The following is a 13,340-nucleotide window of genomic DNA, read 5'->3' on the forward strand; positions in this document are numbered from 1 at the left end:
GCAGCGACCTCATAGACGGCTGCCTCACCGAGACCGGCCTGGCCATCAAACCCACCTGAGCAACCCAGCGACATCACGAGTTCAACCTCAGTAACCCAGCACAGGAAGTCGCCTTCTTTCTGCTCGGAGGGCGTGTGGGCATACGGCGTGGCACAGCCGTCGCGTAGCCACCACACCTGGCCGCGTTGCGCTCCGGTCACCACCAAAGTCCAGCACTCACCGGGCCCGTCGTTGCCCAGGAGCACCGAGCCGTGGGTGTAGGTCTGGTGCAGCAACGATGAGTGGAGGGTGTGGTCGTAGTAGTCGTACTCCCACTGCCATTCCTCCTTCAACGGGAAGGGCGCTTTGAACAGGCGCGGTGCGGTGGCATCGAAGGGGCCCGGCTCATCCTTCAACGGGAAGGGCGCTTTGAACAGGCGCGGTGCGTGGCATCGAAGGGGCCCGGCTCATCCAGTACTCCGCTTCCCACACAGCCCGGCTCTCCGGCTTCTCGCCCACCGGCAGCAAACCGCCCGCGTCCGGCAGGCCGTCGTCGGTGCCGTTCGCGATCTCGGCCACGAAGGTGCGATACAGCTCCGGCAACACCACACCGTGGTCCTTTTCCCAGGCGTGAAGGGCTGGCTAGTGCTCTGACCGCATAGGTTCGCCGGGTCGTTCAGGCTGCGGTGGCGAGGGGGCGTCCGCCCCAGCGGATGCCCTTCTCGCTGCGGATGCGGGCGCGTTCCTTGCGTTCGGCGGCCAGGACGTCGCGATGGCGGGCGTTGGCGTTGCGCCACCGCAGGTAGGCGTGCAGGGCCCGGGTCTGAACCGTGTGGTTGGGATAGTTCGAGTTGGCGATGGTGAACTGCGTAACGTCTCACGGCCGATATGGATGATCCGGCCGTGGACTTTGCGCAGGTAGGTGACGAGTTTGCGCAGAGACCAGCGGGTGAAGGGCTGGCCGAGCTTGGTGGGGCGAGTGGTGGCCGTCCGGACGACGAAGTCCTCTTCGTCACGACTGAGCAGGCGGGGACGGCCTCCCGCCCACTGAGGGTCCAGGCAGGCCAGGCCGATCTCGTTGAACCGGTGGATCACATCGCGCACGGTGTCCTCGTCGGCCTGGACCAGCTGGGCGATCACCGGCACCCGGTTCCCGCCGGCCGAGGCCAGCAGCATCATCGCGCGCCGGTAGCGCACCGAACTGGTGCTGCCCCGACGCACGATCTGCTGCAGCTTTTGCCCCTCTTGGTCGGTCAGTCTGCGCACACGGACAGGCTCGGCCACCGCGCCTCCAGCGGTCGGTTCGGACGTCACCGCACATCCAACCGTCATGACCGCCAACCCGGCGAACCTATGCGGTCAGAGCACTAGGGGGCCTGTCCGAGCTTCGCGGTGAGGGGCCGCTCCGGGATCACTTCCGGCGGGGCACGGTGAAGTAGTTGTACGCGGAGGACTCCCAGCCGCCGAAACTGAGGGTTAAGACAGTGCCGTAGCGGGCCCGCGCGGCAGCTACGCTCATCGGACTCTTCGGGATGGTCGAGCAGCGGTGGTAGATCGTGGACCCGACTGAGGGGCACGGGGCGGGCTCCTCGATCCGGTTTGGAAGTGGCAGGTCCGGGCGGTCCCAATCGATCTGGAGGCCAGGGCCTTCGAGTGTCGGCGCGGGCATCAGCGTGCCGTCCGAGTACCGGCCGCGATCATGGTGGTAGTCGAGTGCGTAGGGCACAGTGCCGGCCGCATGCGGCAGGTCATGCGCTTCGGCGTCATGCGGACCCCAGGCCGCGACGTCAGCCGCGCGGATTCGGGGAAGGACATCTGTGATGTCTCCCTGAACGCCGAAGTAGGCGACGGCCCTCATGTCACATTCAAGGGTGTACGGAGACTCGTTGTTCTCGAAGATCGAGCCGTTGTAGGGCCTTGCGCAGGTATCGACGAAGCGGGTGAGCACGTGCTCCAGGCCCTCGACAGCGCTCAGGCGCTCGATCAGGGCGCGCATCTTCTGCTCCTCTGCCACCCTGCGGGACTCCGCTGCAGGCGACGTGGCCTGCGTCCGTAACTTCTTCTCTGACGGCTCGCGGGAGCACGCCGAAGTCAACCCCACCAGGGCGAACGACAGGAGCAGTCCGCCCACCTGCACGCACCGCCCACGGACTTTGCCCCGCCCGGCTGCCACGCCAGCCTTCATCCCCGCACCTCCGACTCCACCTTCCGATGAGGTGGGGGTCGGCGCATGAGTAGGTGTACTCAGATCCCGCCCTGAGCGGGGAGACGCGGCGGGAGAAGGAGTCGGACGAGCCGACTCTCCACTTCACCCACTCGCGGTAATGCATCTGGCGAAGGTTCCGGCCGGAGCGCTACCGGATGTCGGCCGCGCCGCCGTCATCGTCGGGATCATTCCGCTCATCCCTGAGCGCGTTTCCGACGCGATCGAACGCTGAGCATTGAGAGTCGAGCCGTACGAAGGTGTAGATGCCCATATTCACGCGGATGGAGCTGTGACCCAGGACTTCCATGATCATCCGGGCATTCGCGCCCTGCTCGTGCAGCAGCCGGGTGGCGTGCCCAAGGCGCCGGTAGCGGATCGACTCCGATGTGGCTCACCCACAGGAGGTCGCCGTCCAAGGCGTCGAGGTAAGTGACACGCTTGGTCTGCGTGTTCGACTCCCAGACCAGACGGTGTCGCCGCCCGCTGGCCGTCCGCCGCCCGGCTGTCCCATTGGTGGCCTCGTCCACCGTGCCGTGTCGGGCCGTATGCCGCCGGCCGGGCCTTGCGCGGGTCCCAGCCGGACGGGCCCCCGGGCCGCCGGCGGTTTGGTGGTCTGCCCGTGCCGTGCCCCCTTGCGCCTTCCGCCCTCCGGGCCCGTCCTCACGTCGGCCGCTGGCCGCCATCTGAGCCACCGGCGCCCGGTGCGCTGCCCGTGTCCGCCGTCCTCCCGCTCCCGCTCCGTCGACATCGTCCGCCGCAGCGACGACGTTCCCGTCGACCTCGGTCAGCTGGTCGCCGTTCCGCCGGCGTGGGGAGAGAACGGCGTTCGGTCCGTGCCCCCGCTGCTTTCTCGCACCAGCAGCCGGTGCTCCACGATGTGCTCGATCACGTCCCCGGCGGTGGGCTGGTCGATCCGGTCCACCAGGAGTGATACCGCAGAGGTGGCGATGGCTGCCTTGTCCGGGGCGATCGTGGTGAGGCTGGGCACGCTGAATCGCCCGGCCTCGATGTCGTCGAAGCCGACCACGTCGAGGTCGGCGGGCACCTGGAGGCCCGCCTCGTGCAGGGCGCGCAAAGCTCCCAGCGCTAGGTGGTCGTTGAGACACAGCAGCGCGTCGGGGCGCAGCCCCCGGTCCAGCACTTCGCAGACGGCCCGCGCTCCGTCTTGCCAGTGGAACGCACCGACCGAGACGACCAGCTCCGATTCGAAGGGAACGCGCGCCGCGCGCAAGGCCTCGCAGTATCCTTTCGTGCGCAGTCGATCGGTGCTCTGTCGTCCTTTCAGGGATCCGCCAAGGACCGCAATACGCCGCCGTCCGCGGGCCAGCAAGTGCTCGGTGGCCTCCCGGGCTGCGCGCACATTGTCGATGCCCACGTGATCGGCCGAGCCGGCCTGATATAGCTCGCCTAGCAGTACGACCGGCAGTCGCGTGTCCCGGGTAGCCAGGTCGCGTTGCAGCAGGGACAGCGGGCTGAGGATCACCCCGTCGGTGAACTGCGCGTCGAATCCGTGCAGCGCGGCCAGTTCCCGGTCGCGCACGCCGCCTGTCTGGTGGATAAGCACAGTCAGACCCCGGCGATCCGCCGCTGCCATCACATGCTTGGCCAGCTCCGAGAAGTACGCGACATCGAGTTCCGGGACGGCAAGCGTGATCATTCCGGTGCGCCCGCGGCGCAGTTGCCGGCCGGCGATGTTCACCCGGTAGCCCAGCGCGTCGATGGCCTCGCGTACGGCCGTACGGGTCGCCTCGGAGACGTGCTCGTAGTCGTTGATCACATTGGAGACCGTCTTGGGTGAAACGCCCGCATATTCGGCGACATCCTTGATCCGCGGTCTGGCGGCCACGCTCCCCCTCCTTCCCTCCAGCTCGCGCGATCTTATCGGACTGTCACGAATCGGTTTCGACGCACCCTCTCGGTTCCCGGCACTTTACATCGATGTAATCGACGTGGTGCCATAGCTCCGGATCGCATCGCCCCAGGTATCACGAGGAGCACCATGTCCGTCCCGCACTCGCCGGATCAACCGCGCCCCGAGTACCCCAGGCCGCAGTTCGTCCGTGACGCGTGGCTCAATCTGAACGGAACGTGGCAGTTCGAGATCGACCTCTCTGACACCGGTCTGGAGCGGGGCCTGGCGGAGGGTGATCTGGCGGACTTGATCACTGTTCCGTTTTGTCCCGAGTCCTCACTGTCGGGAATCCAGAACACGGACTTCCTGGAGGCGGTGTGGTACCGGCGCACGGTGACCGTGCCGGAAGACTGGACCGACGCCCGCGTCCTGCTGCACTTCGGCGCGGTCGACCACGACACCACGGTCTGGGCGAACGGCGTCGAGGTGGCCCGCCACCGCGGCGGTTTCACCCCCTTCACCGCCGACCTCGACGGCATCGCGGAACCCGGCTCCGACGTGACGCTCGTAGTCCGCGCGCGCGACAGCCGGCACGGAGCGCAGGCGCGCGGCAAGCAGGCCACCTGGTACGCCAACTCGCACTGCCACTACACCCGCACCACTGGCATATGGCAGACGGTGTGGATGGAGCCAGTGCCCCGCTCGGTCGCGCTCAAACGGCCGCGCATCACGCCGGATGTTTCCTCCGGCAGCTTCTACCTGGAGCTTCCGCTGACCGCCAATCTCCCCGGCCACCGCGTGCGGGCGGTGCTCAGCGACGAATCCGGAGAGGTGGTGGCCGCCGAGGCGCGTGCCGACCTCGACCTGTGCCCGAGGCTCGTGCTCGCGGTGCCCGAGGACCGTGTGCGGCTCTGGGCGCCCGAAGACCCACACCTGTACGGGCTGCGCCTGCAGGTGCTGGACGCCGACGGCACCGTGGTCGACACGGCCGACTCCTACGCCGGCCTGCGCTCAGTCGCGATCCGTGGCAAGCGGATCCTGATCAACGGGCGTCCGGTCTTCCAGCGCCTCGTGCTGGACCAGGGCTACTGGCCCGACGGCTTGATGACCGCCCCCAGCGACGAGGCCCTGCTGAAGGACATCACACTCGCCATGGATGCCGGGTTCAACGGCGCCCGCCTGCACCAGAAGGTCTTCGAGGAGCGCTACCTCTACCACGCCGACCGCCTGGGCTACCTGGTCTGGGGCGAGTTCGGGGACTGGGGCTGCGAGACCGGGGAGCGGGACAACAACCAGCGCCCGGACGCCAGCTACGTCGCCGAGTGGATGGAGGCACTGGAGCGGGACTACTCGCACCCCTCGATCATCGGCTGGTGCCCGCTCAACGAGACGTACCAGCACCTGCACGACCGCATCACACAGCTCGACGACGTGACCCAGGCGATGTTCCTGGCCACCAAGCAGGCCGACCCCACCCGGCCCGTCGTAGACGCCTCCGGCTACGCGCACCGCGTCCGCGAAACCGACGTCTACGACTCTCACTGCTACGAACAGGATCCCGCCGTCTTCGCCAAGGCGATGTCCGGTCTCGCTGAGAACCGGCCGTACGTCAACGCGGGACCCGACGGACGGCCCTGGTCGGTGGCGTACCGGGGGCAGCCTTACTTCTGCAGTGAGTTCGGAGGCATCTGGTGGGACCCGCAAGCGGCGCAGGCTTCCGGCAGCAAGACGGACGAATCCTGGGGCTATGGCGACCGACCCCGGACGGAAGAGGAATTCCACGACCGATTCGCAGGCCTGACCGGCGTGCTGCTCGATGACCCGGACATGTTCGGATACTGCTACACCCAGCTCACGGACGTGTTCCAGGAACAGAACGGCCTCTACCGCTTCGATCGCTCCGTGAAGCTCGACATCGAACGGATCCGCCAGGCGCAGATACGCCCGGCCTCCTACGAGAACAACTGAAACAATCCGTCGGACGCAGACGGCGACCGACGCTCCCTGACAGCAGTTACAACGATGTACACGCAAGGCGGTCCGGTGCGGACACAACACGGAAGAATGTCCGTGCCGAACCGCCTGGTGAGGGAAGGAGTCGCATGACCGACCGGCCGGAACCAGCGGAAGGCCGTGGGCTGACGCGCCGCAGGATCCTCACGGCTGCACTCGCCTCGGGAGCAGTGTCCCTGGCCGGCGCCGCACTCAGCGGCTGCGGCTCAGCCCAGGCCTCGGACACCTCGACGGTTCGCCTGTGGGACCTGTTCAGCGGCGCCGATGGCGGACTGCTTAACGACATGGTCAAAGCGGCACGGCCGCACATGCCGGGCACCCGCGTCGAACGCACGGTACTGGAGTGGGGCACGCCCTACTACACCAAGCTGGCCATGGCCTCCGCCGGCGGCCGCGGCCCCGATGTGGCCGTATCCCACATGTCCAGGCTCGCGGGCTACGCCCCCACCGGATTGCTCGACCCGTGGGATATGGACCTGCTGGCCGAGTACGGCGTCAGCAAGAGCGACTTCACCGACGCCGTGTGGTCCCGCACGCAGTTCGAGGGCAAAACGTATGCCGTCCCCCTGGACACTCACCCGTTCATCGTCTTCTACCACCCCGGACCTGCCGCCAAGGCGGGCCTGCTCACGAGCGACGGCACCCTGGACGCCGAGGCGTTCTCCTCCCCGGACTCGTTCCTGAGGGCCGGCCGCGAGCTCGCCAAGGCATCGGGCAAACAGGGCATCGCCTTCGGCTACGTCACCGACAGCGCGCAGTGCTGGCGTCTGTTCTACGGCCTGTACCGGCAGACCGGCGGCCGGTTCGACCTGCCACAGGGTGGCCCTGCCGAGGTTGACGTGGACCGCATGACCGAGGTCATCGGGTTCATGACGAAGATCGTCGACGGACGGGTCAACCCCAAACACCTCGACTACCCTGCCGCCATCGCGTCCTTCGCCAACCGGCAGACGGCGATGATCCTCTCGGGGGAGTGGGAACTGGGAACCTTCCGTGCCGCCGACTCCAAGGTGGGAGCGGCGCCCTTCCCGACGGTGTTCGGCACCCCTGCCGTCTACGCCGACTCGCACTCCTTCGTCCTGCCGCACCACCCGGACCCGGACCCTGAGCGGCGCCGACGCACCCATCAGGCAGTAGCAGCCCTGCTCAAGGCTGGCCAGATCTGGGCAACGGCAGGGCACATCCCCGCCTACGGACCCATCACCCGCACCGACGCCTACGCCAAACTCCAGCCGCAGTCGCACTACGCCCAGGCCCAGCAGCATGTCGTCCTCGACCCCTCCGTGTGGTTCGCCGGCGCCGGCTCAGACTTCCAGAACTCCATGTCCCAGACCCTGCAGCAGGCTCTGCTCGACGGCCTCGCACCGGACCGCGCGGCGCGCGCGATGGTACGGCGCCTGAACACCTTCCTGTCCAAGCCCAGCCCGGCCTGACCCGGCCACCACCTTCTGCGCAGGAGGCACAACGATGTCCTCTCCCTCAGCCCCGCCCCGCCCAGGGGCCCTGTCGGTGCGCCGGCTGCTCCCTCCGGGTCTGCTGTTCGCGCTGCCCTTCCTGGTCCTGTTCGCCCTCTTCATGCTGTGGCCCCTGGCCCAGGGCCTGTGGACCAGCCTGACCGACACCTCTTTGTCGGCCCACGAACCCTCCTACGTCGGTCTGGACAACTTCACCGAGGCCCTCAAAGACGCCGAGATGTGGCGCGCCCTCGGGCACACGGTGTGGTTCACCGTCCTGTCCACCATCCCGCTGGTCGCCGTCTCGCTCGGCATGGCCCTGCTCGTGCACACCGGCCTGCCCGGCCAGTGGGTGTGGCGCCTGGCATTCTTTGCGCCCTACCTGCTGCCCGTGGGCGTGGTGAGCCTGCTGTGGATCTGGCTCTACCAGCCCGACCTGGGCCTCCTCAATCACGTCCTCGCCCTCGTCGGGATGGAGCCGGTCGGCTGGCTCAGCGACGAGTCGGTGACGATGTGGGCAATCGTCCTGACCACCCTGTGGTGGACGGTGGGCTTCAACTTCCTGCTCTATCTCGCTGCCCTGCAGGCCATACCGGACCACCTGTACGAGGCCGCGGCGATCGACGGCGCGGGTGCCTGGCGCCGCCTGTGGTCGATCACCCTGCCTCAGCTCAACCGAATCACGGTGGTCATCACGGTGCTGCAGATCCTTGCCTCGTTGAAGGTCTTCGACCAGGTCTACCTGCTCACCAAGGGCGGCCCCAACGGCTCGACCCGCCCCATCGTCGAGTACGTCTACGACGTCGGGTTCACCGGCTACCGGCTCGGCTACGCCTCCGCGATCAGCTACATCTTCTTCGCACTCGTCCTGCTCGCCTCCGCAGCCCAGTACGCCGCCCTCCGCCGCCGGGAGAAGTGACATGACGTCAACCGAACTGTCGATCCACACGCCACCGGCCCCGCAAACCCCGGGGGCTGCCCGCCTTGCCGCCTCCCGCCAGCCCCGCCCGCGGGGCAACCACCTCGTCCTCGGGAACAGCAGACTGGCACGCATACTCGCTCTCACCGTGCTCTGCGTCCTGGCGCTGGCCTGGCTGCTTCCGATGCTGTGGGCAATGCTGACCGCCTTCAAGTCCGAGCAAGACGCCAGCGATGCCGATCACTGGGTGTGGCCGCACCACGGTTGGACCCTGAAGGGCTTCAGCACCGTATGGGAGCGCGGCGACCTGCCGCTGTGGATGCTGAACAGCTTCCTGATCGCGGCGGCCGTCACCGTGATGACCGTTTTGGTGTCCGCGATGGCCGGCTACGCCTTCTCACGCACGCTCTTCGCCGGCCGCCGTGTCTTCTTCGCCCTCACCGTGGCCGCCGTGCTGGTGCCCCCGCAAATCCTTATTGTGCCGTGGTTCCGGCAGATGCTGAGCTTGCACCTGCTCGACACCTACGCCGCAGTGATCCTTCCACAAACGGTGGCACCGGTGATGGTCTTCATCCTGAAGAAGCACTTCGACTCCCTGCCGCGTGAACTGGAGGAAGCCGCGCGCATTGACGGAGCGGGCCACTGGCGCATCTTCTGGTCCGTGCTGCTGCCGCTGTCGCGGCCGATGCTCGCGGCCGTGGCGATCTTTGTGTTCATCGGGGCCTGGAACAACTTCCTGTGGCCGTTCGTATCCACCTCGGACCCGGCCCTGATGACCCTTCCCGTTGGTATCACCTCGGTGAAGGACGCCTACGGCATCCAATACGCGCAGACCATGGCGTCCGCGGTTCTGGCCGCGCTACCCCTGGTGCTGGTGTTCCTTTTCTTCCAGCGCCAGATCGTCAAGTCGGTCGCGACCACAGGACTCGGCGGCCAGTGAGTCCGGAGACGACGCGAAGCTAATAGGACTCCGTTAGGTCTTCCGGTTCGGTCTGTTCCTGGGCATGTTGGGTGGATGGACGCACTTGAAGTGAACCGTGTCCGGGCGAAGTTGGCGTTGTACGTGGCGTATGTGTTCGCGTCGGTGCCGCGCAAGGACCAGCGGGCCAAAGGTGGCTGTTACCTGCGGGGACTGATGCTGGACGGCCGCCGCAAGTCGGTCCAGGCCATGGCCTCGAGGCTGCCGGACGGCAACGAGCAGAACCTGCAGCAGTTCGTGAACCAGTCCACCTGGGACCCGGTGCCGGTGCAGCGGCGGATCGCAGAGCGCATGTTGCCACTCATCGCCCCGACGGCCTGGGTGATCGACGACGTGTCGCTGCCCAAGGACGGAAGAATGTCGGTCGCCGTGGCCCCCCGCCCCGCACTGCGGGGCCCTGGGTAAACGCGCCAGCTGCCAGGTCGCGGTGAGCGTCCACGCCGCCAGCGACACCGCCTCCTGCCCGCTGCAGTGGCGCCTGTTCCTGCCCAAAGAGTGGGAATCGGACACCGAACGCCGCACCGCCACCCGCATCCCGCCCGAGGTCGCCCACCGTGAGAAGTGGCGGCTGGCTCTGGACATGCTCGACACGCTGGCCGACTGGGGCATGCGCCCGCCGGTTGTCGTGGCCGACGCCGCCTACGGCACCAACGCCCACCTGCGGGCCGGTCTGGCAGACCGCGGAATCGACTACATGCTGGCCGTCCGCGCGGACGTGAGTGCCCACCCCTTCGACGCCCAGCCCGTGGCTCCGCAGCGCAAGGGTCCCATCGGCTGCTGGCCTCAGCCCCGCTACCGCCGGCCCGCCCCCTCAGTGGCAGCCCTGGCCGCCGGCCTCGGACAGGACGCGTTCACCTCCCTCGCCTGGCGGCAGGGCTCGCGCGGCGAGTTACGGTCCCGCTTCGCCGCCGTGCGCGTCCGTCCCGCGGGCAAGGCCGTCGAGCGTCCGATCCGGGCCGCCGCCTCGGCCGGACAGGGCTGGTGGGACGGCATCCTGCCCGACTGCTGGCTGCTGGTCGAGTGGCCCGAGGACGCCGAGGCGCCCACCGACTACTGGCTGTCCAGCCTGCCGGCCGACACCCCGATCGCCGACCTGGTCCGTCTGGCCAAGGTCCGCCGGCGCATCGAGCACGACTACCGCGAACTCAAGCACGGCCTGGGCCTGGACCACTTCGAAGGCCGGTCCTGGCCCGGCTGGCACCACCACGTCACCCTCGTGACCACCGCCCACGCATTCCTCACCGAACAGCGGCTGGCCCCAAAAGCACCCACACCGGCCTCACCCTCTACCAGACCCTCGACGCCCTCCAGGACATCCTGAGGTGCTGGACAGGCATCTGCACCACCTGCCAACAGCCCCTGCCCAGCAGACCGCACACGGCATCAAGATCGAGACGAACCTAACGGAGTAACGAGCTCGTGCATGGTTGGCGTTGGCACGTCGAGACCTTGATCGTTGATCATGGTCTGCGTGGTGGAGATCCGGACGCGTGCAGCGGTTATTCGCAGTCAGCAGATCACCGGACTGAGTTCAGAGGTGATCGCCGAACTCGTAGCGGAGATCGGCCCGTTACGGCACGAGCGGCACCAGGCGGCACTGGCGTCGCGTCCGCGTCGGCGAGCAGTCGGTGCCGGCGCCAAACACAAGCTCGTCTTCGTCGACCGGCTCCTGGCCACGTTGATCCATCTCCGCCATGGCGTCACCCACGACGTACTGGCCTGCCGGTTCGGCGTGAACCGCTCCACCATCACGCGTGCGATCGGTGAAGTACGCCCGCTGCTGGCCCAGCGGGGCTGCACCATCGCGCCCGGCCTTCGTCTCCGCACGCTCGCCGAGGTGGTTGACATACCTCAGCGAGAACCAGAAGACCGGCATCATCGACGGCACCGAGATCCGGGTGCGCCGCCCGGCCGCCGGACGCAAGGACCGGGACAAGTTCATCTCGGGCAAGAACAAGCAGAACGCCGTCAAGTCCATGGTCTTCACGGACGAGGACGGCCGCCTGCTGTACTGCAGCCCGGCTGAGCCCGCGAGCTGCGCGGACATCACCCATGCTCGCAAGTTAGTGCTGGTCATAGTCCTGTCCGACGGCCCTGCGGTGGAGATCCTCGCGGATGCCGGCTACCAGGGACTGGGCGCCCAGACCGGCGGACGCGTGATCACACCACCCCACCGCAAGTTCAAGAAGAACGCCCCAGACTGGTACGAGGAGATCCATGAACAGCGACGCAAGGCCCACTCCTCGCGCCGCATCCGCGTCGAGCACGGCATCGCTCATCTGAAGAACTGGCGAGCCCTCGCCCGCCACCACGGTCGGCGTGAGCACATGAGCGACATCATTCAAGCAGTCGCCGCGCTGCTCTCTCACCAGCAGGCGGTCACCCTCGTACCCGAGTGTGAATACCGAGCCAGGTCACACCCCTCGACGTGCCAACGCCAACCATGCACGAGCTCGTTAGGACGGTCTTCTTTGCCCCCGCTGTGACGGCTTCGTCTGGCCCCGGGTAGAAACGGTTCGAATTGGCCCCACCTGGCTTCCAGGAGGCCCCGTCGACGTCAATGTCGGTGGCGGCACCTACCTTTTGCTCATGGCTGATCAGCAGTGGGCGGGCATCCGTCAACGCGTCGAGGCTTTGAGGACGTCCCCTGCGAGCAACGACGTGTTCCACCCCCGTTAGACGACGGCTTTCTGTCGACAGGAGTCACGGCGGCCGACGAGGAACCACAGAAGGCTGCCGATGAACGGGGCCACCACCACGAACACGAACCACATCACTTTCATCCCACCCGTCACACCGGATGTGGCGATGCTGATCAGTGCCCCGACGACCAGGGCCACGTAGGCCAGCAGCGCGATGATGACTACTGCGCCGGCCAGCCAGGAGCCAACCTGACCGTTCCCCGCAGCCACACTCATCTGATGCACGGACAGCGCGTTCATTCGGTGCTCCTTTTCCCCGTACTCCTTCGCGGCTTCTGCCGCAGCTCCTCGAGCCCGTAGTGGGCTGTTCTTTCGCTACTCATGTGCCACGATTTCCAACGTCCAATCGCAGTCCGAGACCGCGGCTACCTGTCAGGGTTTCGGCGTAGTCGGCGGGCGTCCGTTTTGTGATCACGCGAGGCCGAGGAGTGCGAGGCAGCTTCTGCCGCTGCTGGACGCGGTCCCACCGATCCGGGGTCTGCGCGGACGTCCCCGCAGCAAGCCCCGGTGCCTGTACGCCGACCGTGGCTACGACTTCGACAAGTACCGCCGCCTGCTGCGCAAGCGCGGCATCATGCCCATGAGCGCCCGACGCGGTGTCGCTCACGGCTCAGGATTGGGCAAGGTGCGCTGGGTGGTCGAGCGCGCCTTCGCCTGGCTGCACCAGTTCAAACGACTCCGCACCCGCTACGAACGACGCGCCGACCTCCACCACGGGCTGCTCGAACTGGCCTGCAGCCTCATATGCCTCCGCCGCCTGCGAACCTCATTCCGAAACGATCAGTTAAGTTCTGTCGTGCCAAGTGATGGTGGCGGCAGAAGTGTCGGACCGATGCTCTACAAACTTCCTCTGCAGCACGAATGTCCTGTACGTCTCGTAGCCAAGCCGCTGGTATAGTTCGAGCGCGCCCGTCGGAGAATTCATGTCGACTTCGAGGGAAGTGGAGTCAAAGCCGTCCCGTCCCGCTATGCGAAGTGTGTGCGCGAGGAGGGCCGTGGCGATGCCACGTCGGCGGCCTGCGCGGGTTGTGCCAACAACGGAGACATAAAGGTCTCGCTGTCCGGTCGCCTGCTCGTGTGCTTCGAACTCCTCACACATGACGATCGACACTGGTTCACCTGCCTCGTAGGCGATGAAACTGTTACTGAGGTTGAACTCGTGATGTCGCTGGGTTGCTCAGGTGGGTTTGATGGCCAGGCCGGTCTCGGTGAGGCAGCCGTCTATGAGGTCGCTGC

Annotated in this window: 11 protein-coding genes and 5 pseudogenes; 9 read left to right on the plus strand and 7 right to left on the minus strand. The window is 67.0% G+C overall.

Annotated elements, in window-relative coordinates:
* From AB0947_RS42105 to AB0947_RS42125, 5 genes and pseudogenes are all read right to left on the minus strand, one after another.
* A pseudogene (locus tag AB0947_RS42105) lies at positions 1 to 395 on the minus strand (hypothetical protein); the annotation flags it as partial.
* Positions 385 to 588, minus strand: coding sequence for a hypothetical protein (locus tag AB0947_RS42110; RefSeq protein WP_366755651.1), 204 nt, complete (start codon positions 586 to 588; stop codon positions 385 to 387). The pseudogene AB0947_RS42105 and the gene AB0947_RS42110, both read right to left, overlap by 11 nt.
* Positions 589 to 655: 67 nt before the next feature.
* A pseudogene (locus AB0947_RS42115) lies at positions 656 to 1,263 on the minus strand (helix-turn-helix domain-containing protein).
* Between the two features lie 127 nt (positions 1,264 to 1,390).
* Positions 1,391 to 1,975: a hypothetical protein gene (locus tag AB0947_RS42120; RefSeq protein WP_366755652.1), complete on the minus strand. Its 585-nt coding sequence runs from the start codon at positions 1,973 to 1,975 to the stop codon at positions 1,391 to 1,393.
* A 994-nt stretch (positions 1,976 to 2,969) separates the two neighbouring features.
* On the minus strand, positions 2,970 to 4,031 hold the full coding sequence (locus AB0947_RS42125; protein ID WP_366755653.1) for a LacI family DNA-binding transcriptional regulator: 1,062 nt from the start codon (positions 4,029 to 4,031) through the stop codon (positions 2,970 to 2,972).
* A gap of 153 nt (positions 4,032 to 4,184) precedes the next feature.
* Between AB0947_RS42125 and AB0947_RS42130 the strand changes: the two genes are divergently transcribed.
* The 7 genes and pseudogenes from AB0947_RS42130 (at position 4,185) to AB0947_RS42160 (ending at position 11,888) form a co-directional block, all read left to right on the plus strand.
* The gene (locus AB0947_RS42130; protein WP_366755654.1) at positions 4,185 to 6,005 is read left to right on the plus strand and encodes a sugar-binding domain-containing protein; all 1,821 of its coding nucleotides are present in this window, start codon (positions 4,185 to 4,187) and stop codon (positions 6,003 to 6,005) included.
* 134 nt (positions 6,006 to 6,139) lie between these two features.
* Complete coding sequence (locus AB0947_RS42135; protein ID WP_366755655.1) at positions 6,140 to 7,483, plus strand: extracellular solute-binding protein; 1,344 nt, start codon at positions 6,140 to 6,142, stop codon at positions 7,481 to 7,483.
* Between the two features lie 34 nt (positions 7,484 to 7,517).
* Positions 7,518 to 8,423, plus strand: coding sequence for a sugar ABC transporter permease (locus AB0947_RS42140; RefSeq protein WP_366755656.1), 906 nt, complete (start codon positions 7,518 to 7,520; stop codon positions 8,421 to 8,423).
* Position 8,424: 1 nt separating this feature from the next.
* Positions 8,425 to 9,363, plus strand: a complete 939-nt coding sequence (locus tag AB0947_RS42145) for a carbohydrate ABC transporter permease (RefSeq protein ID WP_366755657.1) — start codon at positions 8,425 to 8,427, stop codon at positions 9,361 to 9,363.
* A 75-nt stretch (positions 9,364 to 9,438) separates the two neighbouring features.
* Positions 9,439 to 10,723 (plus strand): annotated as a pseudogene (locus tag AB0947_RS42150) (IS701 family transposase).
* 141 nt (positions 10,724 to 10,864) lie between these two features.
* Positions 10,865 to 11,140: pseudogene (locus AB0947_RS42155) on the plus strand (transposase family protein); the annotation flags it as partial.
* A gap of 103 nt (positions 11,141 to 11,243) precedes the next feature.
* On the plus strand, positions 11,244 to 11,888 hold the full coding sequence (locus tag AB0947_RS42160) for a transposase family protein (protein ID WP_366755658.1): 645 nt from the start codon (positions 11,244 to 11,246) through the stop codon (positions 11,886 to 11,888).
* Positions 11,889 to 12,077: 189 nt separating this feature from the next.
* On the opposite strand, the gene AB0947_RS42165 is transcribed toward AB0947_RS42160, so the two are convergent.
* The gene (locus tag AB0947_RS42165; RefSeq protein ID WP_366755659.1) at positions 12,078 to 12,344 is read right to left on the minus strand and encodes a PLD nuclease N-terminal domain-containing protein; all 267 of its coding nucleotides are present in this window, start codon (positions 12,342 to 12,344) and stop codon (positions 12,078 to 12,080) included.
* A 196-nt stretch (positions 12,345 to 12,540) separates the two neighbouring features.
* On the opposite strand from AB0947_RS42165, the pseudogene AB0947_RS42170 reads away from it, so the two are divergent.
* Positions 12,541 to 12,852, plus strand: a pseudogene (locus AB0947_RS42170) (transposase); the annotation flags it as partial.
* A 36-nt stretch (positions 12,853 to 12,888) separates the two neighbouring features.
* Here AB0947_RS42170 and AB0947_RS42175 read toward each other — a convergent pair.
* Entirely contained in the window at positions 12,889 to 13,203 is a 315-nt protein-coding gene (locus tag AB0947_RS42175) for a GNAT family N-acetyltransferase (protein WP_366755660.1), read from the minus strand.
* Between AB0947_RS42175 and AB0947_RS42180 the strand changes: the two genes are divergently transcribed.
* A partial coding sequence (locus tag AB0947_RS42180) for a hypothetical protein (RefSeq protein ID WP_366755661.1) occupies positions 13,084 to 13,340 on the plus strand: 257 nt, incomplete at its 3' end. The genes AB0947_RS42175 and AB0947_RS42180 overlap by 120 nt on opposite strands.

Source organism: Streptomyces sp. NPDC047841 (assembly GCF_040704085.1).
Classification (GTDB): Bacteria; Actinomycetota; Actinomycetes; order Streptomycetales; family Streptomycetaceae; genus Streptomyces; species Streptomyces argyrophylli.

Bases quoted from the DNA above. Each gene is read 5' to 3' on its own strand.
- AB0947_RS42135 (WP_366755655.1), top strand. From the start codon at position 6,140: ATGACCGACCGGCCGGAACCAGCGGAAGGCCGTGGGCTGACGCGCCGC.
- AB0947_RS42165 (WP_366755659.1), bottom strand. From the start codon at position 12,344: ATGAACGCGCTGTCCGTGCATCAGATGAGTGTGGCTGCGGGGAACGGT.
- AB0947_RS42175 (WP_366755660.1), bottom strand. From the start codon at position 13,203: ATGTGTGAGGAGTTCGAAGCACACGAGCAGGCGACCGGACAGCGAGAC.
- AB0947_RS42140 (WP_366755656.1), top strand. From the start codon at position 7,518: ATGTCCTCTCCCTCAGCCCCGCCCCGCCCAGGGGCCCTGTCGGTGCGC.
- AB0947_RS42145 (WP_366755657.1), top strand. From the start codon at position 8,425: ATGACGTCAACCGAACTGTCGATCCACACGCCACCGGCCCCGCAAACC.
- AB0947_RS42130 (WP_366755654.1), top strand. From the start codon at position 4,185: ATGTCCGTCCCGCACTCGCCGGATCAACCGCGCCCCGAGTACCCCAGG.
- AB0947_RS42120 (WP_366755652.1), bottom strand. From the start codon at position 1,975: ATGCGCGCCCTGATCGAGCGCCTGAGCGCTGTCGAGGGCCTGGAGCAC.